27 protein-coding genes and 3 pseudogenes are annotated in these 25,544 nt (G+C 63.6%); 10 read left to right on the top strand and 20 right to left on the bottom strand.

Features of this window, described 5'->3' with window-relative positions:
• Positions 1 to 14 precede the first annotated feature (14 nt).
• Positions 15 to 969, top strand: a pseudogene (locus tag ACVW16_RS14830) (fatty acid desaturase).
• Between the two features lie 49 nt (positions 970 to 1,018).
• On the opposite strand, the gene ACVW16_RS14825 reads toward ACVW16_RS14830, so the two are convergent.
• Both ACVW16_RS14825 and ACVW16_RS14820 read right to left on the bottom strand, forming a co-directional pair.
• Positions 1,019 to 1,252 carry a hypothetical protein gene (locus ACVW16_RS14825; protein ID WP_456699921.1) on the bottom strand — a complete coding sequence of 78 codons (234 nt, stop codon included), beginning with the start codon at positions 1,250 to 1,252 and terminating at the stop codon, positions 1,019 to 1,021.
• Between the two features lie 98 nt (positions 1,253 to 1,350).
• Positions 1,351 to 2,369: pseudogene (locus ACVW16_RS14820) on the bottom strand (helix-turn-helix transcriptional regulator).
• 83 nt (positions 2,370 to 2,452) lie between these two features.
• Here ACVW16_RS14820 and ACVW16_RS14815 point away from each other — a divergent pair.
• Entirely contained in the window at positions 2,453 to 3,097 is a 645-nt protein-coding gene (locus ACVW16_RS14815; protein ID WP_456737108.1) for a glutathione S-transferase family protein, read from the top strand.
• 17 nt (positions 3,098 to 3,114) lie between these two features.
• Here ACVW16_RS14815 and ACVW16_RS14810 read toward each other — a convergent pair whose 3' ends face one another.
• The 4 genes from ACVW16_RS14810 to ACVW16_RS14795 all read right to left on the bottom strand — a co-directional run bounded on the left by ACVW16_RS14810 (position 3,115) and on the right by ACVW16_RS14795 (position 6,969).
• Positions 3,115 to 3,900, bottom strand: coding sequence for an enoyl-CoA hydratase/isomerase family protein (locus ACVW16_RS14810; RefSeq protein WP_456737109.1), 786 nt, complete (start codon positions 3,898 to 3,900; stop codon positions 3,115 to 3,117).
• 12 nt (positions 3,901 to 3,912) lie between these two features.
• Entirely contained in the window at positions 3,913 to 5,022 is a 1,110-nt protein-coding gene (locus tag ACVW16_RS14805; RefSeq protein ID WP_456737110.1) for a cyclic nucleotide-gated ion channel, read from the bottom strand.
• 167 nt (positions 5,023 to 5,189) lie between these two features.
• The gene (locus ACVW16_RS14800; protein ID WP_456699916.1) at positions 5,190 to 5,408 is read right to left on the bottom strand and encodes a hypothetical protein; all 219 of its coding nucleotides are present in this window, start codon (positions 5,406 to 5,408) and stop codon (positions 5,190 to 5,192) included.
• Positions 5,409 to 5,523: 115 nt separating this feature from the next.
• Positions 5,524 to 6,969, bottom strand: a complete 1,446-nt coding sequence (locus ACVW16_RS14795) for a TAXI family TRAP transporter solute-binding subunit (RefSeq protein WP_456699915.1) — start codon at positions 6,967 to 6,969, stop codon at positions 5,524 to 5,526.
• 405 nt (positions 6,970 to 7,374) lie between these two features.
• Here ACVW16_RS14795 and ACVW16_RS14790 point away from each other — a divergent pair, with 405 nt between their 5' ends.
• Together ACVW16_RS14790 and ACVW16_RS14785 are read left to right on the top strand one after the other, a co-directional pair.
• Positions 7,375 to 7,722 carry a DUF3307 domain-containing protein gene (locus ACVW16_RS14790; RefSeq protein WP_456705094.1) on the top strand — a complete coding sequence of 116 codons (348 nt, stop codon included), beginning with the start codon at positions 7,375 to 7,377 and terminating at the stop codon, positions 7,720 to 7,722.
• A 193-nt stretch (positions 7,723 to 7,915) separates the two neighbouring features.
• Positions 7,916 to 8,314, top strand: a complete 399-nt coding sequence (locus ACVW16_RS14785) for a hypothetical protein (RefSeq protein WP_456737111.1) — start codon at positions 7,916 to 7,918, stop codon at positions 8,312 to 8,314.
• Positions 8,315 to 8,368: 54 nt separating this feature from the next.
• On the opposite strand, the gene ACVW16_RS14780 is transcribed toward ACVW16_RS14785, so the two are convergent.
• Both ACVW16_RS14780 and ACVW16_RS14775 read right to left on the bottom strand, forming a co-directional pair.
• Positions 8,369 to 8,692, bottom strand: coding sequence for a YkgJ family cysteine cluster protein (locus ACVW16_RS14780; RefSeq protein WP_456699913.1), 324 nt, complete (start codon positions 8,690 to 8,692; stop codon positions 8,369 to 8,371).
• A gap of 5 nt (positions 8,693 to 8,697) precedes the next feature.
• Entirely contained in the window at positions 8,698 to 9,396 is a 699-nt protein-coding gene (locus ACVW16_RS14775) for a helix-turn-helix transcriptional regulator (RefSeq protein ID WP_456699912.1), read from the bottom strand.
• Between the two features lie 112 nt (positions 9,397 to 9,508).
• Here ACVW16_RS14775 and ACVW16_RS14770 point away from each other — a divergent pair, with 112 nt between their 5' ends.
• Together ACVW16_RS14770 and ACVW16_RS14765 are read left to right on the top strand one after the other, a co-directional pair.
• Positions 9,509 to 9,784: a hypothetical protein gene (locus ACVW16_RS14770; RefSeq protein WP_456737112.1), complete on the top strand. Its 276-nt coding sequence runs from the start codon at positions 9,509 to 9,511 to the stop codon at positions 9,782 to 9,784.
• Between the two features lie 37 nt (positions 9,785 to 9,821).
• Positions 9,822 to 10,550, top strand: coding sequence for a glutathione S-transferase family protein (locus ACVW16_RS14765; RefSeq protein WP_456737113.1), 729 nt, complete (start codon positions 9,822 to 9,824; stop codon positions 10,548 to 10,550).
• Between the two features lie 81 nt (positions 10,551 to 10,631).
• Here ACVW16_RS14765 and ACVW16_RS14760 read toward each other — a convergent pair whose 3' ends face one another.
• From ACVW16_RS14760 to ACVW16_RS14720, 9 genes are all read right to left on the bottom strand, one after another.
• Entirely contained in the window at positions 10,632 to 11,783 is a 1,152-nt protein-coding gene (locus tag ACVW16_RS14760) for an ABC transporter substrate-binding protein (RefSeq protein ID WP_456737114.1), read from the bottom strand.
• 89 nt (positions 11,784 to 11,872) lie between these two features.
• A complete protein-coding gene (locus ACVW16_RS14755; RefSeq protein ID WP_092230816.1) occupies positions 11,873 to 12,292 on the bottom strand; it encodes an acyl-CoA thioesterase in 420 nt (139 codons plus the stop codon).
• Positions 12,293 to 12,303: 11 nt separating this feature from the next.
• The gene (locus tag ACVW16_RS14750; RefSeq protein ID WP_092230819.1) at positions 12,304 to 13,065 is read right to left on the bottom strand and encodes an SDR family NAD(P)-dependent oxidoreductase; all 762 of its coding nucleotides are present in this window, start codon (positions 13,063 to 13,065) and stop codon (positions 12,304 to 12,306) included.
• A gap of 22 nt (positions 13,066 to 13,087) precedes the next feature.
• The gene (locus tag ACVW16_RS14745; RefSeq protein ID WP_456737115.1) at positions 13,088 to 14,971 is read right to left on the bottom strand and encodes a feruloyl-CoA synthase; all 1,884 of its coding nucleotides are present in this window, start codon (positions 14,969 to 14,971) and stop codon (positions 13,088 to 13,090) included.
• On the bottom strand, positions 14,968 to 15,777 hold the full coding sequence (locus ACVW16_RS14740; RefSeq protein WP_456737116.1) for a crotonase/enoyl-CoA hydratase family protein: 810 nt from the start codon (positions 15,775 to 15,777) through the stop codon (positions 14,968 to 14,970). Before ACVW16_RS14740 ends, ACVW16_RS14745 begins: the two co-directional genes overlap by 4 nt.
• A 100-nt stretch (positions 15,778 to 15,877) precedes the next feature.
• Positions 15,878 to 16,339: a DUF3237 domain-containing protein gene (locus tag ACVW16_RS14735; RefSeq protein ID WP_456737117.1), complete on the bottom strand. Its 462-nt coding sequence runs from the start codon at positions 16,337 to 16,339 to the stop codon at positions 15,878 to 15,880.
• 12 nt (positions 16,340 to 16,351) lie between these two features.
• Positions 16,352 to 17,671: a TRAP transporter large permease gene (locus ACVW16_RS14730; RefSeq protein ID WP_456699904.1), complete on the bottom strand. Its 1,320-nt coding sequence runs from the start codon at positions 17,669 to 17,671 to the stop codon at positions 16,352 to 16,354.
• A gap of 2 nt (positions 17,672 to 17,673) precedes the next feature.
• Positions 17,674 to 18,210 carry a TRAP transporter small permease gene (locus ACVW16_RS14725; protein ID WP_456737118.1) on the bottom strand — a complete coding sequence of 179 codons (537 nt, stop codon included), beginning with the start codon at positions 18,208 to 18,210 and terminating at the stop codon, positions 17,674 to 17,676.
• A gap of 206 nt (positions 18,211 to 18,416) precedes the next feature.
• Positions 18,417 to 19,433: a TRAP transporter substrate-binding protein gene (locus tag ACVW16_RS14720; protein WP_456699902.1), complete on the bottom strand. Its 1,017-nt coding sequence runs from the start codon at positions 19,431 to 19,433 to the stop codon at positions 18,417 to 18,419.
• A gap of 251 nt (positions 19,434 to 19,684) precedes the next feature.
• Here ACVW16_RS14720 and pobA point away from each other — a divergent pair, with 251 nt between their 5' ends.
• Positions 19,685 to 20,854, top strand: a complete 1,170-nt coding sequence (gene pobA / locus ACVW16_RS14715) for a 4-hydroxybenzoate 3-monooxygenase (RefSeq protein WP_456737119.1) — start codon at positions 19,685 to 19,687, stop codon at positions 20,852 to 20,854.
• Between the two features lie 193 nt (positions 20,855 to 21,047).
• Complete coding sequence (locus ACVW16_RS14710; protein WP_456737120.1) at positions 21,048 to 21,461, top strand: PaaI family thioesterase; 414 nt, start codon at positions 21,048 to 21,050, stop codon at positions 21,459 to 21,461.
• 2 nt (positions 21,462 to 21,463) lie between these two features.
• Here the strand turns inward: ACVW16_RS14710 and ACVW16_RS14705 are convergent.
• Positions 21,464 to 22,349 (bottom strand): annotated as a pseudogene (locus ACVW16_RS14705) (LysR family transcriptional regulator).
• Positions 22,350 to 22,471: 122 nt separating this feature from the next.
• On the opposite strand from ACVW16_RS14705, the gene ACVW16_RS14700 reads away from it, so the two are divergent.
• Positions 22,472 to 23,101: a pyridoxamine 5'-phosphate oxidase family protein gene (locus ACVW16_RS14700; protein WP_456737121.1), complete on the top strand. Its 630-nt coding sequence runs from the start codon at positions 22,472 to 22,474 to the stop codon at positions 23,099 to 23,101.
• Here ACVW16_RS14700 and ACVW16_RS14695 read toward each other — a convergent pair.
• Both ACVW16_RS14695 and ACVW16_RS14690 read right to left on the bottom strand, forming a co-directional pair.
• Positions 23,098 to 24,183 carry an AbrB family transcriptional regulator gene (locus ACVW16_RS14695; protein WP_456737122.1) on the bottom strand — a complete coding sequence of 362 codons (1,086 nt, stop codon included), beginning with the start codon at positions 24,181 to 24,183 and terminating at the stop codon, positions 23,098 to 23,100. The two genes, ACVW16_RS14700 and ACVW16_RS14695, sit on opposite strands and share 4 nt — an antisense overlap.
• Positions 24,184 to 24,283: 100 nt before the next feature.
• Positions 24,284 to 24,559, bottom strand: a complete 276-nt coding sequence (locus ACVW16_RS14690) for a PsiF family protein (protein ID WP_456699896.1) — start codon at positions 24,557 to 24,559, stop codon at positions 24,284 to 24,286.
• A 188-nt stretch (positions 24,560 to 24,747) separates the two neighbouring features.
• Between ACVW16_RS14690 and ACVW16_RS14685 the strand changes: the two genes are divergently transcribed.
• The gene (locus ACVW16_RS14685; protein ID WP_456699895.1) at positions 24,748 to 25,236 is read left to right on the top strand and encodes a hypothetical protein; all 489 of its coding nucleotides are present in this window, start codon (positions 24,748 to 24,750) and stop codon (positions 25,234 to 25,236) included.
• Positions 25,237 to 25,544: the final 308 nt, after the last annotated feature.

Genomic DNA, 25,544 nt, shown 5'->3' with positions numbered 1-25,544 from the left:
GCAGGTCCCCGCTCATGACTGACGCGACCATTTCAGAACCCGGCGACCGCGTGAAGCCGTTGACACCGGCGATGCTGCGCGAACTGTCCGTTCGCTCCGATCTCAGGGGTGCCCTGCGCAGCCTCTGCCACTACGCCGTGGTCGTGCTGGTCGGATCGTTGATCTGGACGGTGAGCTCGAGCTATGGGGTCCTTTGGGCCTCACCGCTGATGGTGATACAGGGCTATTTCATCGCCTTTTCTGTTCATGGCGCTGCACGAGACTGCGCACAAGACCGCGTTCAGGAGCCGCGGCCTCAACCTCGCGGTAGGCTACCTCTCGGCCTTCATCATCGGGCAACCCTACGAATATTACTGCCTGTTCCACTGGGACCATCATCGCTACACCCAGGATCCCGAGAAGGACCCGGAGCTGATCGTCGGCGTGAAGCCCAAATCCCACACCCAGATCGCGCTTGCCTATAGCGGCCTGCTCCAGGTTGCGGGCCGCCTCCGGCTGATGCTCGGCCATGCCGTCACCGGCAAGGTCACGGTGCCCTGGATTCCCGAGAACAAGCGCGCCATTATCGTGACCGAGGCGCGCGTCTATGCCGCCCTCTATGTCCTGCTGCTCACGCTCTCGCTGTGGTTTTCCTCCGCGCTGCTGCTCAAGGTCTGGATCGTCCCGCTCATCATCGGGCAATTCTTCCTCAGGCCCTATCTCCTGGCCGAGCACACCGGCTGTGAGCGCAGTCGCAACGCCTTCCAGAATACCCGCACCACCTATACCGGCATGATCGTCAAGTGGATCGCGTGGAACATGCCCTACCATGTCGAGCATCACGCGTACCCGTCAATTCCGTTTCATGCGCTGCCAAAGCTGAACAGCATCGTCGACGGCGAGATCGTCTATCGCGGCCGCGGCTACATCAGAACGACGCGCGAGACCTGGGCCTGGTTTCGTCGGAATCGACAGAGCGCCCAAGACTGACGCAAAACTCCGGCCGCGGCGCGACCGGAGCTTTGTCGAAGGCGCGATATCAGTAAACGGTGTACCCGCAGACATTCACGACGCGCACGCGTGCGCCGTGGCGGGTCTGGATCACGCGCTCCTGGTAGCAATTGTCGAAGCCGGTGTTGACGTAGATGCCGCCATAGCCCCAGCCGGGACCCCAGTAGTGGTGGAAGCCGTGCGCCGATGCGGCGGTGGGCGCGAGAGCGGCAGCGCCGAGCGAGCCGGCGGCGATCAGACCGAGTGCAAGCTTACGAAACATCTTCATTCTCCAGTGTGGCGCGAAGCCGTTGTTGTGTCCCTGCTTCTCGGTCGAGGCGAAGCGCGGTTACGTTCACAGGGAGGCAGGAGAATCGTGTTTCAGGATTGTTTCGCCGGCCGCGGCGGGATCCGCCGCGATCCGGCTTTACGCGCCGTGCGATAGCGCGCGGCCATCGCCTGCGTCATCTCGGCCATCTTCTCGCGGAGATCGGCGGGCTCCAACACTTCAGCTTCGGCCCCGAGCCGTAGCAACTCAGAGGCGGCATGCCATGACGTTTTCCCCGTCGGCACTCTTGCAATCCGCCAGCCGTCGGCATCGGCGGTCTCGTCGAGCTGCGTGCGCGCCCTCACGTAAGGCTGGGTCAGCGCATCGAGCAACTTCACGCCGAACGGCGACAGCCGCACGATCGCGACACTGGGATGCATCTCGGCTTCCAGCCGCAGCGTCGCGTCCTGCCAATAGGCGGCGAGATCGAAATCGCCGGGACGGTCGAAGCGGTCATCGAGGGCCGTGCAGTCGAGCACGCGCGCGACGCGATAGGTGCGCACGGTACCGTCGACTTGACCTGCGAGATACCAGCTGCCTCCCTTCAGCACCAGACCGAGTGGGGCAACACGGCGCTGCTTCTCGGCACGCCAGCTCTGGTAGCGGATCTTTATAAGAGTCCCGCGCAGTGCTGCGCCGGCGATGGTGCGCAGATGTTTCGGCTCTTCCGTCTCGCCGAACCAGCCAGGAGCATCGAGATGGAAACGCTCTTGCATCCGCCCGGCATCTTCGCGCAAATTCGCGGGCAACGCCGCCATCAATTTGTTCTGCGCGGCGATCATTGCCGCATCCAGCCCCAGCGCCGCCGCCGGGCCGGGGAGCCCGGCTAAGAATAGCGCGCCGGCCTCGCTCTGCGACAAGCCGTTCAGGCGCACGCGATAGCCGTCGAGCAGGCGATAGCCGCCCTCAGCACCACGGTCGGCATAAACGGGGACGCCGGATGCGGCGAGCGCATCGATGTCACGATAGATCGTGCGAACCGAGACTTCGCAGGCATCCGCAAGCTCAGGCGCAGTGACCTGTCCCTGGCCTGCAGAGTGGTGAGGATCGACAACATTCGGCTCGCGCGCATAACCTCTTAAACCATACCTGACACAGGATGTCAGGTATGCTCGGCTACAAGGCGAGCCATCGCCAGCCAGATGGAGCCTAGCCATGACCGATCCAAACCGCGTCACGTTGTATTACTCGCCCCAGAGCCGGGCCACCGGCACGCGGGTGCTGCTGGAAGAGCTTGGCGCGCCCTATGATCTCCATATCCTCAACATGAAGGCCGGCGAGCAGCGGCAGCCCGCCTACCTTGCCCTCAATCCGCTCGGCAAGGTGCCGGCCGTCAGGCACGGCGAGGTGCTCGTGACCGAGCAGGTCGCCATCTACATCTATCTCGCCGATTTGTTTCCGGAGGCGGGGCTTACGCCCGCCTTGAACGATCCGCTCCGCGGTCCTTATTTGCGCTGGACCGCCTATTACGGCTCCTCGTTCGAGCCAGCCCTGATCGACAAGTTCATGCAGCGCGAGCCCGCGCCGATTACGCAGTCACCCTACGCCGATTACGACACAATGCTGGGTGCGCTCGAGGCGCAGCTGTCGAAAGGACCATATCTGCTCGGCGAGCGCATGACCGCCGCCGATGTGCTGTGGGGCGTCGCGTTCAACTGGACCATGATGTTCGGCATCGTGCCGAAGAAGGATGTGTTCGTCCGCTATTCGGAGCGCATCACCTCCCGGCCGGCGTTCCAGCGCATCAATGCAGCGGACGACGAGATGGCGGCACAGCATGCCAAGGCTCTGGGTGGTTAAAGGCTATCGGTGGGTGATCAGAACCTCGGCAGCCGCTTCTCCGCGAACGCCCTGATGCCTTCCTTGATCTCGTCGCCGCGCATGCTGTCGCGGTGACGCTGGTCGGCGGCTTGTTCATCGAGCGCGCCACGGGCGAATTCGTTGATGGCGCGCTTCATGCCGCGCATCGCGTTCGGAGCATTGCCGGCGAGGAGGTTGGCGAGCTTGTCGACCTCCTCGTCGAGGGTTTCCACCGGCACCATCGCGGTGAGATAGCCGATCCGCAGCATCTCCGGAGCGGTGATCTTCTGCGCTGTCAGGAACAGCTTTTTGACGTTGTCCACGCCAAGCCGGGTCACGTAGCGTTTGATGCCGCTCCTGTAGTAATGCAGCCCGAGCCGGGCCGCCGGCATGAACATCTCGGCGGTGTCGACGCCGATGCGGAAATCGCAGGCGAGCGCGAGATCGGTCGAGCCACCATAGACCCCGCCGTTCAGCCGGCAGATCGTCGGCACGCCGAGATCCTCCAGGCGGTTGACGACGACCTCGAAGGCCGAGCCCGCGCTCTGCTGCTCGTTGGCGCTCACCGCGCGCTCGGCGACAGAATTCAGATCATAGCCTGCGGAGAACGCTCGTCCCGTGCCGGTCAGCACCAGCACCCGGATATCAGGATCGCTTTCCACCCGGTCGAACAGCTTGATCAGTTCACCGAGATCCTCCGCCTGGAGCCGGTTGAGATGTTTTGGCCGGCTCAGGCGGATGGTGGCGCGTGCACCGCTGATTTCGAGCACGGGGGGACTTGCCGCGTCGGCTATATCCGACATTCTTGCCTCCATTTACTTGTTTTCAAGCGCGCGGCGCTTGGCTTCGGCGTCGATGGTCTCGGCGAGATCAGGGTGCCGCGCCATCAGCACGCGGAAATCGACGAGGTCGAGCACCAAAAGCCGCGACACTTTCGTGGTCGAGACGTTGGCGCCGCGCATGTTGTTGCCGAGCAGCGCCATCTCGCCGAAGAAGGCGCCTTCGCCGAGCTGCACCTTCTTGCCGGGGAGATCGACCTCGACGGCGCCGGCCGCGATGAAATACATGCAGTCGCCCTGGGTACCCTTGCGGATGATCATGGTGCGCGCCGGCAGCTCCATTGTGCGCAGCATGTGGGTGACGTCGGCGATGGCCGCTGGACCCAGCGCCGCGAAGAATGGCACCTTGCTGACGGACTCCCAGGTCTTGAGGAAATTGTCACGCCGGGTTTCCGCTGCGAACCCGGTCGCCAGAATACCGGTCCACAGGCCGAACACGCCGAGGCCGGAGATCATGACCAGGGCTGCCACCATGCGGCCGAGCGGCGTGACCGGCACGACGTCGCCATAGCCGGTCGTGGTCAGCGTGACGACCGCCCACCACAGGGCGGCTGGGACGCTGCCGAACGTTTGCGGCTGCACGTCCCGCTCCAGGAAATATTCGGCGACGGAGGCGAGGAAAACCACCATCAGGAAGATGACGAGCACGCTGATCAACGGCCCGGATTCAAGCACCAGCACGCGGCGGAGCTGGCGCAGGCCAGGAATGCCTGGCACCACTTTCAGCACCCAGAGCACGCTCAGCAGCCACGCGGTCTTGGGTTCGGCTCCGAGCATCAGCGCGACCGGCACGGCCAGCGCCCCCAGCGCGTCGACCACCCCCGCGGAGGAGGACATGTAGAGCCCCAGCCGCTGCTGCCGCGCCATGTGGCGCAGTCGGACGAGCCATTCGAACACGAAATAGATCAGACAGGCCCACAGCAGGACATCCACCCAGCGGTGCGTAGTGTCATAGGCCGGGTCGATCGTCAGCAACACCATGCTGAGCACGCCGACGGTCACGGCCACATAGGCCGCCTTGGTCATGTTGCGGCCGGCGGTCGCGGCCATGAATTGGGCCAGAGCGGAAAACATCGGCTTTGACATACGGGACGGTGGCTCGGTCTGGTTCCTGCGGTCCTGGTTGGGACTTCGGTGCCAAGGTGCCCGCCCGCACCGGGGCCGTCAACGACGGGACGGGCAGCGGCGCCATCCGCTCAGATCAGGACGGTCAGGATGCTTCGGGGGAGCCAGCTGGCTACCTGGGGTGGTCGTTATTTGAAATGCGGAGGCTCATCATAGCCGCGACGGCTGCTCCAGAACAGCAGCATCATCAAGCCGACGCCGACGACCACGGAGAACCCCGCCCCCAGCGCCAGTGCCACATAGCCTTCGGTCGGGATCGGGTCGCCTGCAACCGACATGGCTGAATAGGCGAAGTAGCCGACCGCAACCAGCATTCCCAGCAGGATGATGAGAAGGAGGATACGCATCGTGCGTTTTCCGGTTGTGCCGGTAACCAACGGTTGCGCCAGCGAAACGGTTCCGGAGCGGGACGCGATTCGCCCGAAATGCGAGAGTCCGCGGCCCAAAGCACGAATCGATAGGTCAGGCACTCTGAGCTGTTTTCACCACCACGACGTTGGTGTCGTCATGCGGGGGAGGGAGCGCCCCGATGGCGACCTTCTCGATCTCGCTGGCATGACGTTTCAGGAAGTCGCGACGCATGCTGATTTCGTCCCGGACGAACTCGTAGCCCAGCTTGAAAGTGTCGAGCCCGTCTGTGCTGATCGTGCCGTCGCGCAAGCCGATGACCGCGCCGCGCAAGATGGTCTCGAGCTCGTCCTGCAGACATTCGAGCTGATCCAGCGAATGCGCATGCTCGATGCGTTCGCCGATGTCGAGAATGGCGGTGGAGAGCTCGCTCGCCTTCTCCGGCGCGATGCGGGTGATCTTGGCGTAGATGGCGGCGAAGATCGAGCCGATGACGCTGAGCGCGGCGGCGCCCAGATACATCATGTCGCTATACTTATCCATGAACGACTTGGTGTCGTCGTTGATGTAGTCGGCCGCCCCCTGATGCGCCATCACGTAGGCGTCCTTCTCGACGGAGGCGGGTTCGATGTGCGTCGCAAAGCCGTTGTCGAGCCCGAGCGCGGACTTGTTCTCGTAGACGATGCGCGCAATGTCGCCCGCGGTGGTCGCCGACATCCTGGATTGCGCGACGAGCAGCCATTCCAGTCCGATCGTGTCGAGATCGTCATCGGGAATTTCGGGCGATGCGGACAGCGTGCCTGCCGACAGCGTCTCATCGGAGATACCGGGGAACTTGAGCGCCAGTGCCTTGGCCTCGTCGATCGCATTCAGCGTGAAGCCGCCGTGCCTGGCGACCTGCTCGTAGGCCTTGTCGCGCACGGCCTTGGAGGCATGGACGATCGCAATCACCGCGCTGAAGCCGGTGGCCGGCGCGAACAACTTGTCCAGCGTCGCGCCCTGCGGCGCCATCTGGATCTTCGCCGCGTCGGGACCGTCGGGCATGTCGAGCAGGCTGCGGACGAATGCGAGCGAAGAATCGTTCTCGGCGAGAACCGCGACCCTCTTCTTTTTCAACTCGGCCAGCGATTTGATCTTCTTGTTGCCGGCACCCAGCAGCAGCACGAGATCGTGCTCCAGGATCGCCAGCGTGCGTGCTCGCAGCGGCACCTTGGCGTCGGTGCGGAGGACGGCAAGATCGGCCTGCCTGCGATCGAATTGCGCGAGCGCCTTGGCGTTATCGGTATTGTTGACGATCTTGATCCGGAAACGAGAGGCGTTGTTCTTCAGCAGCGTGGCAAGCTTGGTCGCGAACAGCGCCTCGTCGCTGTTGGGAGCACCGACGGCAAAGGTCAGCGTCTCCGAATTGTGCAAGAGGGAGCGGCCGGCCCAGACGGTCGCAAGCGACAGCAGCAGGGTCAGCACGACATACAGCAGGACCTGCTGCTGATTGGTCTTGATGACCTTGGGGCGGCGCGGCGGCGGGAGCTCGGTCGACGAGGTCGAGCCTTCAGTACCCATGGCAGCCCCCTGGCCTTATTCCTGAAACGGCGGGCGGCGCGCCCATCGCCGGCGGCCCGCGAAAAATTTGCAAGCGTCTGAAAAATAAGAACGACAATCCGCAGCTTGGAAATGATAGCGCGCCGGCGAGAGAATGCAAATTCCGCGCCGGAGGTAACCTTACTCGACCGATCCCACGCCGCTTGCCCATCCTATCACCCTTTAGCCACAGTTCTCGATTTTCCGGTTCCCCTAGCTGCATTCCGGCCCGGGAGGTGCCATAAATCATGGGTCCCGATGATTTGACGGGTCCAAGAAGAAGTTGCGCTGAACGCTCCATTTTTTCTTTTCGAGTCAACGAGGGCGTCAGCTTTGTCGTTTCCACCCCTGTCATCGGCGGTTCCGGTCGAAGCGCTTATTGGCTGGATGTTGCTGCTCACCTTCAAGCACATCATCGCCGATTTCGTCTTGCAGACGGCCTGGATGGCGCAAGGCAAGGACCAGAAGCACGGCTGGGCATTGCCGCTTCTGGTGCATTGCCTGATTCATCTTGCGGTTGCGTTGCCGCTGATCCTGATCGCAGCGCCGAGGTTCTGGTTCGTGGCGCTGATCGATTTCGTCATCCACATCACGATCGACCGGGCCAAGGGACTCGTCTCGGCCAATTTCGGCGTCAACCAGGAGCACCCCTGGTTCTGGACCCTGATCGGCGTCGATCAGGCGCTGCATCACCTGACCGGCTTCGGCCTCTCGATTTTCATGGCGGCGAACTGAGACTCAAGGCTCATCCTGAGAGCCCGCCGAATGCCGGCTTCTCGAAGGACGGCTGCAACCCCGTATTCAACCCGATAGGGCTCCCCTTCGATTCGCGGCAGGATGGCAAGGACCCCGGGTGACTACCGCCGAGGGTGGTTAACCTTTCATTAGAGAATTGCGCTGCATCTTCCCTTCACGAGGGAGAACTGCAATGTTTTCAAGCCGCGACGCTTATGAAGGCGATTTCTGCCCGGTTCGCGACGAGCTCCTTGGCGAGATGTACCGCGCCAGCGAGAGTGGCCTGCCGAGGCTGATTGAGAGTGTTTCCCCTGACGCGCGCGCCAGGCTCGCGCTGTTTTGCTATCGCCGCAGCCATCTTCATTCGCTGGCTGTCGCGATCGCAGGAAGCTGCAGCGAGCGCGACCTGATCGAGAACGGCGGTCGTGTCGGCTCGACACTCTATGCGCTGTCGCGCGCGAGCACGGCCAAATCGTCACCGTCGCTGTCGGGAGGCCGCAAGCCGATCACGCTGTCGACCAAGCCGCTCTCGGTGCTCGCACCGCTGGACGACGAAATCGACGACGAGATCAGCCAAGCCGTTCCGGCCTAAGGCTCTATGGTTTGGGCATGATCCCGGCGGAAAACCGCTGCACAGTTTTCCTGGTCATACGCTCTCGATCACAGGCAGCCCGAACTTTCGCCGCGCCATCGCGCATTCGGCATCGCCCGGCATGCAGGTGCGGCACACTTCCGGCCGCACCGCGTAGATGCTGCACGCGGTGGCCTTTCCAATTTCGCCCTGCAAAGCCGAACAGCGATCGCCCTCGCAGCGCATCCCGGATTGACGCTCGTTGACGAGCGCCTCAGGGATCGCAGCGAGCTCCTCGTCGCTCTCGATCGAGAATCGTGGCCAGTTCTGCGAATAGCCGCAGCAGGCGCCGCAGCTCTGGCAACAGCTCGACAGATCGATGGTGGATGTCTCGTCCATCGCCGTCACGTGTCCTTTGGCGGGCCCCAGACCAGGCTCTGCCGCCATTTGGCGCGCAGCACGTCGCGCCTCTCGGGATATCTTTCGTCGAGATAGGTGGCGTCCACGACGCGGTCGGTGCGGAAGCTGCGGAAGTCGCTGCGCAGCTCGCACCATGCCGCAAGCAAACGTACGGCTTCGAGATAGCCGACCGAGATCGGCCAGATCGTGCGCTCGCTGGAGCGGCCCTGCTCGTCGCGATAGCGCAGCATGATCTTCTTGCCTTCGTGGATCTGGGTGCGCGTGCGCGCCATGTCCAGCCGGTCCGGCTCCCTGTTCCAGCTCGGCCGTGCGCGGCTCGCCGGCTCCAGCACGAAGGGCCGCAGCCGCTCGGGCACGGTGTCGGCGATTTTGGCCATCAGATCTTCGGCCGCACGCGCCAGCGTGGAATCGGCATGGCCGGCGACCCATTGCGCGCCCAGCACCGCCGCCTCGATCTCGTCAGGTGTCAGCATCAAGGGCGGCAGGTCAAAGCCCTTTTCCAGGATGTAGCCCATGCCGGCTTCGCCGCGGATCGGCACGCGCTGGCCCATCAGCGTTGCGATGTCGCGATAGATGGTGCGCTTCGACGTCTCGAGCTCGGCGGCAATCGCGTCCGCCGTCAGCGGCTTACGGGTGCGCCTCAGCACCTGGATGATCTGAAACAGCCGGTCGGCGCGTCTCATGACAATTCTCTCATCGGGGGCGGATCAGAAAATGCCGCGTGGCTGCTGACAGGATGTTGGCAGCAGGGGAGTTCTATACCGGGACAACACATCGACTGAAGAGGATTTGTCCATGATCATTCCAAGCCATTTCGGTCCGGCCGGTCCGCTGTGGCGGGCACAGGCTCCATTGCATGCGTTGCTGTACGCCCGGGCCTTCAGCCGGCTGATGTTTTTCGATCTCACAATGGTCGACCTCCGCATGGCGCTCGCGACCATGCTGGCACGCTCGCTAACCCAGGCTGCGGACTTGGTGGTCCGCCATGTCATGAGCCGCGCCTGGCAGGGGGCCCGTTTCGCAGAAGATATCACGGCTGCTGCCACCATGGTGGCAGCAGCGCGTCAGTAGGTCCCGTCAACTCTTTCGCTCGTTCAGGAGAGCCCGCATGATCACGCTTTATGGCTTTGGCGCCGGCTTCGGCCTGCCGGAAATCAGCCCCTTCGTCACCAAGACGGAGGTGCAGCTCAAGATGGCGGGCTTGCCCTACCGGAAGGAGCGTGCGATGCCGCCGGCCTCGCCGAAGGGGCAGCTGCCCTTCATCGACGATGGTGGCGAGGCGGTGGCCGATTCCACCTTCATCCGCGCCCATCTCGAGCGCCGCTACGGCTTCGATTTCGATGCCGGACTGTCACTGGCCGAACGAGCGCAGGCCTGGGCGTTCGAGCGCATGATCGAGCATCACGTCTATTGGGCGCTGGTCGGCGCACGCTGGGTCGATCCGGCCAATTTCGCCAAGGGCCCTGCCCACTTCTTCGACGGCGCGCCGGAACACAATCGCGAAAAATTGCGCGAGGACGCGCAATTCCGCGTGGCCGAGAACTATCTGCTCTCCGGGCTTGGTCGCCATGGACCCGACGACGACGTCGAACTGGCGGTGCGTTCGTTGTTCGCATTGTCCGTGCAGCTCGGCGAAAAGTCCTATCTGATGGGCAACAAGCCCAGTGGGGTCGATGCCACCGCGTTCGGCGCGCTGGCCGGCATTTTGACGCCGTTCTTCGAATCGAGCCTGCGCGAGCGCGCGGAAGGATTTCCGAACCTCACCGCTTATGTCGACCGGATGATGGACATCTACTATCCCGAATTCGCCTGGACGCCGCTGAGGCAGGCGGCCTGACGCGTACGCGGGACGCAACAATAAAATAAAAGAGCCGGCCCTCTGTGGGCCGGCTCTCGTGGTCTCGGAAACTGCGGCTGCTTATTTCGCGAGCGTGTATTTGCCGTCCTTGACCGTAAGCAGAATACGCGAGCGGTCGTCGAGGCCGTACCGATCCTTTTCGGTGAAGTTGTAGACGCCCTGGCTGGCGGCCATCTCCCGCTCCGACAGCAGTGCCTGACGGATGGCCTCGCGGAATTCCGGCGTGCCGGGCTTTGCGGTCTTCAGCGCAACAGGGATGACGCGCTTGAGGATCTCAAACGCATCGTAGGAATGGCCGGCGAACTGGCTGCGGCTGTTGGGGCCATATTTGGCCTCATAGGCGGAGTTCAGCGCCAATCCCGGCTTTTTGGTGAGGGCGCTGTCAGGCTGATCTTCGGGATCCATGACGGGGCCCGACGCCATCAGCACGCCTTCGGCGGCCTTACCCGCGATACGGATGAAGTCCATGCTGGCCGCGCCGTGGGTCTGGTAGATCAGGCCCTGATAGCCGCGCTCGCGCAATTCGGTCTGCGGCAGTGCTGCGGCAGTGCCGGAGGCGCCAACCAGAATCGCGTCGGGATTGGCGGCGACGAGCTTCAGCACCTGCCCAGTGACCGAGGTATCGGGACGTGCAAACCGCTCTTCGTCCGCGAGCGCGAGGCCCAGCGGCACGCCCTGGGCCTTGAAATCATTGAACCAGAGGTCGCCGTAGGAGTCGGAGTAGCCGATGTAGCCGACCGTCTTCACGTTATGCGCCTTCATGTGCTCATACAGCACCTTGCCCATGATCGGGATCGGCTGTGGCATCGCCACGGACCACTTCATGCGCTCCGGGGTGATCGGAAAAGGCGCGAGCCCGAAATGCGGAATGCCGGCTTCATTGGCGACGTTTGAGACGGCGATCGTCGGCGGCGTCAGCGCCGAGCCCATGATGATGTCGGCCTTGGATTCGGTCACGAAGCGGCGGGCGTTGGTGGTCGCGGTGGTCGGATCGCCGCCGTCGTCGAGCACGATCACCTTCAGCGGCACGCCGCCGATTTCCTTCGGCACGAATTCCAGCGCGTTGCGCTCGGGGATTCCGAGCGCGGCGCCCGGACCGGTCGTTGTGGTGGTGATGCCGATGGTGATTTCGTTCGTCTGCGCCAGCGCGGGCAGAGCCGGCAGCGCCAGCGTCGCCGCCGCGATCGCGGCGGTCAGGTAAAAGCGTTTCATCTGTTCCTCCCTTGACGATTTTCCTTGAAAGCAGAAACCGGGGTTGAGTTCAGCCCCGTCTTTTGTCGATGCGGCGAGTTGGCTCCGGACTAGCTTCCCGTGAATTTGGCGACCATTTCCGGAGGGAATGGCGCCGATTTCAGTCTGTCGGGGTTGTCCGGGTCGCGGCCGACCAGAACACGCGTCTCGAACCCTTCGATGGCGAGGGCCTCGCCCTTGTAGACGTTGTGCTTCACCTCAAAGCTCGAGCGTTTGATGCTCTCGATCTTCGTCTCGATGGTGATCCAGTCGCCATAGGTCGAGGGGATGTAGAACTTGGACCTGGTATCGACCATGGGGATGCCCACCAAGCCGTATTTGCGGACCAGGTCCTGCTTGGAGAAGCCGGCGACTTCGAACAGGGTCGACGTCGAATCGTCGAACATCGCGAAGTAACGCGGATAGTAGACGATGTTGGCGGGGTCGCAGTCGCCCCACTGGATCTGGACGTCGCGCCGGTTCACGAACATGCGTTGCGCGCCTATTTCGGCGCCATGCGCAGCGAACCGTCGAGGCGTACCACTTCGCCGTTCAGGTAGGAGTTCTCGACCATGTGCAGCGCCAATGCCGCGAACTCGTCGGCGTGGCCGAGCCGGCGCGGGAAGGGGATCGCCGCGGCAAGCGAGTCCTGAGCTTCCTGCGGCAGGTTGGCCAGCAGCGGCGTGAGGAACAGGCCGGGCGCGATGGTCAGCACGCGAACGCCGAACTGGGCGAGCTCGCGCGCGATCGGCAGCGTCATGCCGACGATGCCGCCCTTGGAGGCCGAATAGGCTGACTGGCCGATCTGGCCGTCATAGGCGGCGACGGAGGCCGTGTTGATGATGACGCCGCGCTCGCCTGTCGCCTGCGGCTCGAGTTTGGACATCTCGGTCGCAGCGAGGCGCAGCATGTTGAAGGTACCGATCAGATTGACCTTGATCACCTTGTCGAAATCCGCGAGCGCCATCGGGCCGTCGCGACCAACCACGCGCTTCGCCACGCCGATGCCGGCGCAATTGACCAGCACGCGGGCCGGGCCATGGGCCTTGGTCGCCTGCGCGATCGCAGCCTCAGCCGATGCCGCATCGGAAACGTCGCAGGTCACGGCCACGCCCTTGATCTCGGCGGCAACGGTTTCCGCGAGCTTGGCATTGAGATCGCATACCGCGACCTTGGCGCCCTGCGCCGCCAGCTTTCGCGCGGTCGCCGCGCCAAGCCCCGATGCGCCGCCGGTGACGATGGCTGCCTGATCCTTCAACAACATGGCGTTCTCCTTCGATGAATTCTTAGCCGACCGATATCACACGGTCAGATGGATTGGCAGCGTAGAGCTCCTCGATCAGAGCGGTGCGATGCTCGAGCACCGCGCGCTGGTTGATCGAGCCCTTGTCGGTAACCTCGCCCATGTCGATCGAGAGTGGCGTGTCCATCAGGATCGCGCGTGTGACCCGCGTCGAGGACCCGGTGGCCTGGCTGAGGAAGTGCGTCAGGCGCTCGCGGAAGGCTTCGCGCACCAGGCGGTCGCGTGCGGTCACGGTGAGATCGTCGGCTGGCAGTGTCGGGTTGACCAGGCGGCAGCCGTCGAGATCGAGCAGCACGAGCGCGGAAACTTCGTCGCGGTTGATGCCGGCGATGACGACGTCGCGCACCAGCGGCGCGCAGGCCGCGGTGAGGCGCGCGCGCAGCGGGCCGACGCTGACCCAGGTGCCGCTCGCGAGCTTGAAATCCTCGCTGACACGGCCGTCGAAGTCGAAGCCGGCGTTGAGATCATTGGGGTCAGCGGGCTTGAGCGCATCGCCCATCTTGTAAAATCCTTCCTCGTCGAAGGATTTCGCGGTGATGTCGGGTTGACGCCAATAGCCGGGCATCACGTTCGGCCCCTTGGCTCGGACTTCCATCTTGCCGTTGTTCGGCACCAGCTTGGCGTCATTGCCGGAAACGGGAAGGCCGACATGGCCGGAACGGCTGGTGCGCGGATTGACCGACATGAAGAACGGCGCGGTCTCGGTCGCGCCAAGTCCGGTCAGCATCGGCACGCGATAGCCCTTCTCCTTCACGGCCAGTTCGTCGAGGCTATCCCAGACGAAGGGCGATAGCGCCGCGCCGGAGAAGAACATCGCGTGCAGGCGGTCGAAGAATTTGGCGCGCAGCCCCTGGTCGTCGCGCAGGTAAGGCAGCAACGATTCGTAGCCCTTCGGCACGTTGAAATAGACCGTCGGAGAAATCTCCTGGAGATTTCGCACGGTCTCCTCGATGCCGCCGGGCACCGGCTTGCCGGCGTCGAGAAACATCGAGCCGCCATTGTACAAGGTCAGCCCGATATTGTGGTTACCGCCAAAAGTGTGGTTCCAGGGCAGCCAGTCGATGATGACGGGCGGCTCGTCCTTGAGAAAGGCGAGCGTCTCGCGCAGCATCACCTGGTTGGCGCAGATCATGCGCTGGGTGTTGATGACGGCCTTGGGGTTGCCGGTCGAGCCTGACGTCAGCAGGAACTTTGCGATCGAGTCGGGGCCGATGTTGCCGTGCACGGCATCGAGGTCGTCACGGATCGGGGTTGCCATGAGGTCGGCGAGCAAGGTGACGTCGCGGCCCGGCGCGCTGCCGTACGACGCGGCGATCTCGGTGCCGAGCGAGACATTGGCGGCGAGCGCATCCGCGAACTTGCCGGCATCGTCTGCGAAAACCAGGCCGGGCGTCAGCAGCTTCATCAAGTAGGAGAGCTTGCCGTAATCCTTCGACACCAGCGAATAGGCCGGCGACACCGGGCAGAACGGAACGCCGGCATAGAATGCGCCGAAGGCGAGCAATGCGTGGTCGATCGAATTGCCTGACAGGATGACGACCGGCCGCTCTGCCGAGAGGCCGCGCTGGATCAATCCCGAGGCAATATGCCGGCTCGCGGTGAGCAGCTCGGCATAGGTGATCTTGCGCCAGCCGCGGCCGCCTTCGCGCTCCGCCATGAACACGCGGTCCGGCGTCGTGGTCGCCCAGTGATGCAGGCGGTCGGTGATGCGGACCGGATAGTCGCCGAGCGGCTGTTTGGGTCGCAGATAGATCGTGCCATCGGTGCGACGCTCGATGTCGACGACGGGATCGCCGAACGAAATGGGCCGCAGCGGAGAATTGCTCACGCCGCGCTCTGTGCTGGAAGAGGACGGCTGTGCGCTCATGATTTCGGCTTCACCTTGGCGGTCTTGTGCTCGAGGAACTCGCGGATCCTGCGTTTTGCCTCTTTGTCGCTCTGCGCAACCGTCGCCATCAGCGATTCCATGAGCAGGCCAGTCTGCGGATTCGCTTCCGCGATCATCGGCAATGCCTGGAGCACGGCGAAATTCGTCAACGGCGCGTTGGACGCGATCTTGGTCGCGAGCTCCAGCGCCCTGGAGAGGCCGTGACCGGCCTCCGTGACATATTGGGCAAAGCCGTAGGATGCGCCTTCGGTCGCGGAGTAGACGCGCCCGGTCAGCATCATGTCCATCATGCGGGCGACGCCGATCAGCCGCGGCAGCCGCACCGAGCCGCCGCCGCCGACGAAGATGCCGCGCTGCCCTTCCGGCAGTGCGAAATAGGCTGTGGGCTCCGCGACGCGAATATGGGCGGAGCAGGCAAGCTCGAGCCCGCCGCCGATCACCGCGCCCTTGAGCGCCGCAATCACGGGCACGCGGCTATATTGGATGCGGTCGAACACCCGGTGCCACATCTGCGAGTGCAGCAGGCCCCCGGTGGCGTCGTGATCCTGCAGTTCGGAGAGGTCGAGACCGCTGGAGAAATGGTCGCCAATGCCGTGAATGACGACCGCGCCGATGTCCTCGGGCAGGGACGTAAAGCATTCGCCGATTTCGAGGATGATGCCGTCGTTGAGCGCATTGCGCTTGGCCGGCCGGTTCAGACCTACCGTCAGAACCCGGTCCACCCTCTCGATCTGAAGCAACCCGGAGGCGCCCGCGCCAGCGGTCTCGGCGTTTCCCTGTGTCATTTGCGTCCTTGTCAGAATAGTTATGTTGTATAACGAATTCTGGAGGAGTCAAGGAGGGGGTCTGCGGTGTTTCACCCCGCCGGACGACAGCGGAGTGTATTCACAGCACCTGATGCACGTCGATCACCACCCGGTCGGCATGCCGTGCGGCCGAGCCCACAAAGATGTGCTCCATCAGCCAGCGATAGTTCTCGTGTCCCGTCTCGAATCTCGGCACGGTGCGGAAATAGATCAGCTTCGGATCCACCGGTTCGCCGCGTTTGAGCTTTTGCAGGAGTTCGACAGGGCCGAAGCGCATGCCCTTGTTCTCGACGTAGACGATTGCGCCGTCGTCGGTCTCGAACGCGTATTTGGCTTCCAGGTCGATCAGCTCGTTGGGGCGGATGGTCTGGAAATCGGCACCGAACGGCAGCACCCTGCCTGATATCGCGCCCGTCACCGCGCCGCCGACGATGGGGATGATGCGGCGGACGCCGATGCCGGTCTCGCCGGCGGTGATGACGTCGCCGATCTCGGCGGTGATGGTGAAGACGTATTTCGTCTCGAGCGTCGGCGTGGTCATCGCTTCATCTCTCTAGTGTGCCATCATCCGCGTCGGCAGCCATGTCGCCAGTAGCGGGAAGGTGATCAGGATCACCAGGCGTACGAGATCGGTCGCTACGAACGGGATGACGCCCTTGAAGATGGTGGCGAAGGAGACGTCCTTCACCACGCTCTTGATGACAAAGACGTTCATGCCGACAGGCGGATGGATCAGGCCGAGCTCGACGGTCATGACGATGATGACGCCGAACCAGATCGGGTCGAAGCCGAGATGCATGATGACCGGGAAAATGATCGGCACGGTCAGGATGATCATCGCCATTGCGTCCATCAGGCAGCCGAGCACCAGATACATTATCATGATCAGTGCCAGTACGCCGTAGGAGCCGAGGCCGAGACCAGTGAGGAATTCCGTCACCTTCTGCGGCGTCTGAGTCACCGTGAGGAAGTAGCCGAAGATCAGCGCGCCGATCAGCACGGTGAAGACCGCGGCGGCCGTGCGCGTTGCCTGCAGCAGCGAGACCAGCACCTTCTCGCGGTCGAGCCGCCCGGTGACGATGCCGATGATAAAAGCGCCGGTGGCGCCGACGCCGCCGGCTTCGGTCGGCGTGAAACGCGGCAGGAAGGGCAGGCCGTAAAGGCCGCCGATCACGAACACGAACAGCAGCACCGGCGCCCAGATCTCCTTCAGGCCCGCGAAACGCTCGCGCCAGGGCAGCACCTTGCCCTTGGGCAGGAAATCCGGGCGGAAATAGCCGATCAGGAAAATCGTGATCATGTACATGGTCATCGCCAGCAGGCCGGGGATGATGCCGGCGATGAAGAGTTTTCCGATGTCCTGCTCGGTGATGATGCCGTAGACCGCGAGCACGGTGGAGGGTGGCAGCATCGCACCCAGCGTGCCCCCGGCGGCGATCACGCCGGTCGCAAAGGACTGCGGATAGCCGAAGCGGCGCATCTCCGGATACGCAACGGCGGAGAAGGTCGCCGCGGTGGCGACCGAGGAGCCGCAGATCGCGGCGAAGCCGCCGCAGGCGCCGACCGTGGCGATGCCGAGGCCCCCGCGCAAGTGGCCGACAAAGCCGTTGGCGGCGCGGAACAGCTCGCGGCTCATGCCCGAATTGCTGACGAACGACCCCATCAGCAGAAACATCGGGATCACGCCGAACGTGTAGTCGGTGACCGTGCGCATCGAAGTCTGGCCGACCAGCTTCAGTGCAGGGGTCGGACCGACGAGATAGGCGAAGCCGGAGACGCCGACCAGGCCCATGGCCATGCCGACAGGCACGCGCAGCAGCATCAATGTGAAAAGGGAAACGAAGCCGAGAACGGCGACGACATCGGTGCTCATGACTACTCCGTCGCCTTCAGCTTGGGGTCGTGCATCTCTTCGGGATGGAAGATCAGTCGGTAAGTGCGAATTGCGATCAGCAGCACGGCCGAGACGTCGCCGATCCATGCAATTGCGAAGAATGGCCAGGTCGGCATGTGCATGTCGAAGGTCTGGACGTTGTCCCTGTAGGTGCCGCGGACCTTGTCGAACAGCGTCCATGTCTGCACGGTGACGACGAACAGCAGCACCAGCGTCGCGAACACGTCGATCCAGCGCTGGTAGCGCGGGCCGACATTGCCCCAGACCAGGTCCACCGTGATATGCGTGCCGCGATACGAGGTCGCCGCAATGCCCCAGAAGATGAGGATGCCGAGCAGCATGCGGCCGATGTCGAAACTGTCAGGAATTGAATAATTCAGCGTGTTCCGCAGCAGCACCGACAAAAAGATGTCCAGCGCGACGAGGCCGACGAACGCGGCCGCGATCCATTCGATCGTGTCGATGATGCGGTCCATCCAGGAGCGCTTTGTTGGGAGTGCCTCGTCGTGTGCCGTCATTGCTTTGATCCGGATCTCGCCGCGCCCGCCCGCCTCTCCCCGCGTGCGGGGAGAGGCCGGAATGCGCGCGTAAGGGCGGATTCCGGGTGAGGGGGACTCTCCGCGAGAGTATCTGTCACCATCTTTGCGGAAGCAGCCCCTCACCCCGATCCTCTCCCCGTTAGCCGGGGCGAGGGGCAAGAAGGAAGCCGCTGCATCAGCTGGCCTCACTCCGCCAGCGCGTTGTACTTCTTCAGCGATGCCTTGAGATCCGCCAGCGCGGCGTCGGGATCGACGCCGGCCTTTCGGGCGCCTTCACCCCAGGTCTTGACCAGCGGGTCGGCCGCCTTCTTCCAGGCGGCGGTCTGCTCCGGTGTCAGCTTGTAGATCTCGTGACTTTCTTCCGCCTTCACCTTGTCGATTCCGGCATCCTCGAACTTGCCCCAGTGCTCGCCAACCACGCCGGCCATCTCGGTCGTGCAGTTCTTGTCGATCGCGGCCTTCTGCTTGTCGGACATCGCATCGTACTTGTCCTTGTTCATCACGAACACGAACGTGGTCGTGTAGAGTGGCGCGTCCATGTCGTACTTGGTCACCTTGTCGATGCCGAACAGCACCAGCGAGCCCCAGGGGAAGGTCACCGCATCGGCGACGCCGCGCTCGATGATGTCGCGCACTTCAGGTGCGGAGGACTGCACATTGGTGCCCCCGAGCGCGGTCACGAAATTCGCCATGGTGGCATGGGCGGGCCGGATCTTCATGCCCTTCACGTCCTCCGGCACCACGATTTTCTTGGTGCGGGAGTGGAACGAGGAAGGTGAGTGGACGAAGGCGAGGCAGTATTTGACGTCCTTCATCTCCTTCGCGGCATATTTGCGATACCAGGCGTCCAGCCCCTCCGATCCGCCCTTGGCGTCCGAGACCAGGAAGGGCAATTCGCCGGCGCCGATGATCGGGAAGCGACCGGGCTGGTAGCCGGGATTGACATAGGTGACATCGGCGATGCCGTCGCGCGCCATGTCGTAATGGTCGAACGCCTTGCCGAGTTGCTGGGCCGGGAACACCTTGCCCGTGATGGTGCCGCCGGAGTCCTTGTTCACCGCGGCCACCCAGTCTTCCAGCGACTTTTGCAGCGGGTGCGAGGCCGGCACCCAGTGCGAGACCTTTAGATCGACGGTCTTGTCCTGCGCGAACGCTGGCGTCGCGCTTGCGGCCAGCAGCAAAGCCAGACAGGCTTTCCTCATCACGTGTCTCTCCCTCTTTGTGACGGCGGGCTTCGACGGCCCGGTCTCGTTAATTAACATGTTATCTAATTGGCCGGCGCGTTCAAGCCGGAACTGCTGCGTCATCTACGTCAGGGATGCTGCATGGATTTGTCGCTTCCCAGGCGACCGGCCTCCCTTTTTTCCAACCGTTATATGATATAATTATCCTGGGCGGATCAACGCGACAAGCGGGCCGCGACGAAAGCCTACAGGATCGGGAGGAGCAAGTATTGCGGACAAAAGTCGCAATCGTCGGGGCCGGGCCGGCAGGATTGTTGCTCGGGCAACTTCTGCGTCAATACGGCGTCGACAACGTTATTCTCGAGCGACAGAGCCCGGATTACGTGCTCGGACGCATCCGGGCCGGCCTTCTGGAGCAGGGAACGGTTGGACTGCTCGACCAGATCGGCGCCGGCGCGCGGGCGCATGCCGAAGGGCTGTTGCATGAAGGCATCGAGCTTGCCTTCGCCGGCCGTCGGCATCGCATCGACATGAAGGCCGCGACCGGCAAGACGGTCATGATCTATGGCCAGACCGAGGTCACGCTCGACCTGATGGACGCGCGGAAAGCGGCTGGCCTCACCACCGTCTACGAGGCCAAGGATGTGCAGCCGCATGATTTCGATGGCAATCACCCGCGCGTAACCTGGGTCAAGGACGGCGTCACCCAAACGCTCGATTGCGATTTCATCGCTGGCTGCGATGGCTTTCACGGTGTCAGCCGCGCCAGCGTACCCGCTTCGGCGATCGAGCAGTTCGAACGGGTCTATCCGTTCGGCTGGCTCGGTATCCTGTCGGAGACACCGCCGGTCAGTCACGAACTGATCTATTCCAACCATGCCCGCGGCTTTGCCCTCTGCACCATGCGATCGATGAAGCGCAGCCGGCATTATCTGCAGTGCTCGCTCGACGACCATGTCGATCAGTGGTCCGACGACCGCTTCTGGGACGAATTGAAGCGCCGGCTCGACCAGGAGGCGGCCGACAACCTGGTGACGGGCCCCTCGATCGAGAAGAGCATCGCGCCCTTGCGCAGCTTCGTCGCCGAGCCGATGCGTTTCGGCAAGCTGTTCCTGTGCGGCGATGCCGCCCACATCGTGCCGCCGACCGGCGCCAAGGGGCTGAACCTCGCGGCCAGCGATGCGCATTATCTGTCGAGTGCGCTCCGCGAGTTCTACGGCGAGAAATCGAGCGCCGGCATCGATGGCTATTCCGCCAAGGCGCTCGCGCGCGTCTGGAAAGCCGTGCGCTTCTCCTGGTGGATGACCTCGATGCTGCACAAATTCCCTGACAATGGCAGCATCGGCGCGCGCATCCAGGTCGCCGAGCTCGACTACGTCACGCAGTCCCGGGCCGCGATGACGTCGCTGTCGGAGAACTATGTGGGGCTGCCGTTTTAGCACGACGAAGTCGGTGCCGTAGGGTGGGCAAGGTCGCGAAGCGCCGTGCCCACCATCTCTCTAGCTCCGCCACTGGGACGCCATCCGTTTCAAACATCCGCGCAAATCCCGTTTAAAACTTTGTAATTGATGCGTCCGTCACGTCCATCGCGTTCAATGTGGCAACAATCATTGCGACGCGCACGAGACTGACATGACCGATATCCCCGACGGCTTCGAGCCGCTCCCCCGCAAGAGTCCGCTGACCGAACCCTGGGAGCCGCTCTACGCAAAGAAAACGGAGAGGGCCGTTGTCATCGGTCTTCGGTTGGCAAGGCCACACACCAACGGCCGTGGTCTGATCCATGGCGGGCTGATCACCGCGCTCGCCGACAACGCCATGGGCTACAGTTGCGCGCAGGCGACGGGCTGGACCATTTCGTTCGTGACGGTTTCGCTGTCTATCGATTTCGTCGGCTCCGCCGAGATCGGTCAATGGTGCTCGATCGAGAGCGACGTGATCAAGACCGGCAAGACAATCTGCTTCGCGCAGAGCTTGATCAAGGCCGACGGCGTCGTGATCGCGCGGGCGAGCGGGACGTTTCGGGTGGTGCCCAAGAAAGGCTGAGCCTACCCAAACCGCCAATCCGCCTTCTCCACCACGAGATCGATGAACGCGCGCACCTTGGCCGAGAGCAGGCGCGAGGTCGGGTAGACGATGTGAATCGGCAGCGCCGGCTGCTCGTATTTCGCCAGCAGAATCTTGAGCCGTCCGCGCTTCAGCCCCTCTGCGGCCTGATAGGCCAGCACGCGCGTGATGCCGCCGCCGGCCTCGGCATATTGCAGGGCGGCATCGGCGCTGTTGCTGGTGAAGCGCGGCGATGGCGTCACCTCGAGGTCGCGGCCCGCCTTGCGCGAAGCGCCACGCCGTCGCGGGACCGAACAGGATGGTCCGATGCTCGGTCAGCGCCTCCGGCGTCTTCGGCTCGCCATGGCGCTTGAGATAGTCCGGCGCTGCCACCGTGATCCGCCGCATCTCGCCGACGTGGCGCGCGACCAGGGAGGAGTCGGCGAGGTGGCCGATCCGTACCGCGGCGTCGACAGCGTCTTCCACGAGGTTGACGAGGTTATCCGACAGCCGGAGTTCGCAGGCAACGCCGGCATAACGCTTCAGATAGGCGGTCATGACCGGACTGACATGCAGCCGGCCGAAGCCGACCGGGGCCGACACCACCAGGCGCCCGCTCGGCCGGTTGCGCTCCTCCCGCGCGGAGCCGTCGGCTTCCTCGACATCGGCGAGGATCCGCCGGACGCGCTCCAGATAGCGCGTCCCGACGTCGGTCAGTCTCACCTGCCGCGTGGTCCGTTGCAGCAGCCTTGCGCCGAGATGCTCTTCAAGCGAGGCGATCAGTCGCGTCACCGCGGAGGGCGACAGCCGCAATTTTCGCGCTGCCGGCGCGAAGCCACGCAGGTCGGCGACGGTGACGAAGACGTGCATGGCTTCCAGCCGGTCCATGCGCATTATTGCATATAGTGAAATGATGAAGTGTCAACAGGCCAGATTGTTTTGATAGATGGAAGGTCCATTTTATCTGCCGACAGACGCAGCATTGCGCCGGAATTCCAGGAGATGTTCCGATGACGGCAACTCACGCCTACGCCAGCGACGTCGCCTTCTCGCCGGCAGTAAAATCGATCCAGACCCGAAAGGGATCGCGGGACGGCTATGCCCAGGCCGAGCAGCGGGGGTGGCGCACCGAGGTCGATGAGAATCTCGCGGCTTTTCTTGCTGATGCCAACAGCTTCTATTTCGCCACGGCCTCGGCCGACGGCCAACCCTATATCCAGCATCGCGGCGGGCCGAAGGGCTTTTTGAAGGTCTTGGACAAGCAAACGCTCGCCTTCACCGACTACGCCGGCAACCGGCAATACGTCACTCAGGGTAATCTCTCCGAGAATTCCAGGGCCTACATTTTCGTGATGGATTACGCCCATCGCCGCCGGGTGAAGATCTGGGGCGAGGCACGGGTGGTCGAGGATGACGATGCACTGACGGATGCGCTGATGCCGAAGGGCTATCGCGCCCGGCCCGAGCAGGTGATCGTATTCAAGATCGCCGCGTGGGACACCAACTGCCCGCAGCACATTCCGCAAAAGTTCGACGCCCCCGATGTGGCGGCGGCGCTGGCGGCAAGAGACCAGCGGATTGCGGACCTCGAGGCGCAGATTGCCGAGCTGAAGGGGCAGGCAACGGCAGGACCGGGCTAATCGTCGACGTCGTCCTGCGTGCGGCCGAACAGGTGGACGATACCAGGTGTCGCGATGGTCACGAACACGAAGCGCGAGAGGTGGTGGGCGCCGACGAAGATCGGGTCGATGTGCAGCGTGAGCGCCAGGGCCAGCATTGCGTCCATCGCGCCGGGTGCGAAGGCGACGACGACGTCGGAGAACTTCACCTGCGTCGTGAGCGCGACGATGCCGACGAAGACCGCGGACACGGCGATGGCCACGGCAAACGAGCCCAGCGCGGCGTTGATGTGGCCGGCCAGCGTCTTGATCCGCATCCGGGCGAAGCGGCTGCCGATCAGCGCGCCAATGCCGACCAGCGACACGCCGCGGACCCAGTTCGGAAGACCGCCGTCGACCCAGCCGGCGCCGTGCAGCACGCTGGAGGCGATCATCGCCCCGAACATCCAGCTTGCCGGAAACCCGATGAGCCGCAGCACCAGCGATGCCGCCAGCGAAGCGGCGACCAATTCGAGAAGATCGCGCGGTGAAGCGATCGTCGTCGTCAGCGACGGTCCAACAGAGGGCGCGACGCCCGCGATTGCCAGCACCATCGGCAGCGCCGCCGTGAGGATGATCACGCGCATGGTCTGCACCACCGCGATTCCCGGCAGATCGGCCCCGCGCTCAACTGCCAGGATGGAGATCTGAGACAGTGCGCCGGGGCTGCCGGCAAGGAAGGCCGAGGTGCGGTCCCAGCCATGGACGCGCTGAAGGTAATAGCTCGAGCCGAAAGTCGAGCAGAAGGTGGCGAGAGCCAGGAGCCCGATGGTCAGCGGGTAGGCACTGACCTGTTGGATCAGGTGACGCGAGACCACGGAGCCCAGCGAAATGCCGAGCAGCACCAGCACTGTCTGGGTCAGGAGGGGCGGCACGGACAACTGGCGTCCGGCAATCGCGGCGACGCCGACTGCAATCATCGATCCCGAGATCAATCCGCCCGGCAAGCCCGCGGCCAGAAAGGCCAATCCGCCGGCGGCGCCGATGACGAGCGTCTCCGCAGTGCTCAAAACCTTGGCACGGCTCGGCCATTCGAACGGAAGGGAGGCGGTGATTTGCTTCACACCACCTTATCGCAAATCGGCGAGAGGCGCACAATTGCGGGCTCGTCATGCCGCAATGCGCGCGCCTCTCGCCAAAGGCGAGGAGAGGATTGTGACGGATTTACTTCTTGTCGGCGGCGGGGGCAGGCGCGGCGCCGCCCTTGGCGGTCTTGATGCACTCGGAGCGGAATTTCTTGCGCTCCTTGCCGTGCAGCCCCTTGGCGTCCGCCTGCTTGGAGCATTCGAGGGATTCGGCCGAGTGCTCCTTGGGCGCCTTCTTGTCGGCGGTCGTGGTGGCATCGGTCTTGGCGGCCGGCGCCGCGGTCTGGGCGAACGCCGTGCCGGTGGCGAACAGGGAGGCAATAGCAACGACGGCGAGGCGGGAAGCGATGGTCATGGTGTTGCACTCTTCTTGCGGGAATTGCGAAGGGACGCAAACCTCGGCCCGCGTTGCTGAACGCGACATGAATAATCTGAACGGCGCGAGCACTATATTTTGGCCCCGGCCCCCATCGCTTCCTTGTCGGAAGGCGTCGACACGCTAGGATAGCAACCCTCGTTTTGCTTCCCCGAGGGAGACCAAGGATGACCATTCAAGCCAAATTGTTGTGTGCAATTGCGGTATCGGGCGTTGCCGCGCTGGTGGCGAGCGCGCCGGCTCAGGCGCTGACCTCGCAGGAGTGCAGCGCGAAATATCAGGCGGCCAAGAAGGACGGCTCGCTCGGTACCATGAAGTGGAATGAATTCCGCAAGGCCCAGTGCGGCGCGGATGCGACGCCGGCCGCTGCACCGGCTGCGGCCGCGCCTCCGCCTGCGGCCGAGCCGAAGCAGGCCAAGAAGGAGGCCGCGCCCGCTGCTGCTCCGGCGCCCACCCTGCCGGCCGGCCCCGCGATCTTCCCGAACGCGGTCGATCCGAAATATGCCAAGGAGACGGCCGGCAAGGCGCGCCTGCACACCTGTGTCGACCAGTACAACGCCAACAAGGCCACCAACGGCAATGGCGGCATGAAGTGGATCGAAAAGGGCGGCGGCTATTACAGCGAATGCAACAAGAAGCTGAAAGGCGCCGCCTGAGGTTTCGAGATGACGCCGAGGCCGGAGCCAAGCTCCGGCCTCTTGTTCAGACCAATAGCCTCCCGGCCAGTTTCGGCGCCATCTGCGATCGCTTTCGCGGGTCCACTGCCGGATCGCGAGCTCGGTAACCGGCCTCGACCCAGACGTCGCCCGTGCCGTCATTCATGAAGGAAGCCTCGCTTTTGAGCCGGCGAATACGATCCAGGCCTGGCCTGAGCGGCCCGATGCGCTCGGTCACGCGGCTGGTGCGATGACATCGTCCCCGCGACGCTCTATAGGGGTGTAACATCTTCCGGTTCCGACGCGTA

Source organism: Bradyrhizobium sp. USDA 4474 (assembly GCF_054057515.1).
This window is presented reverse-complemented; position numbering and strand designations above follow the sequence as displayed.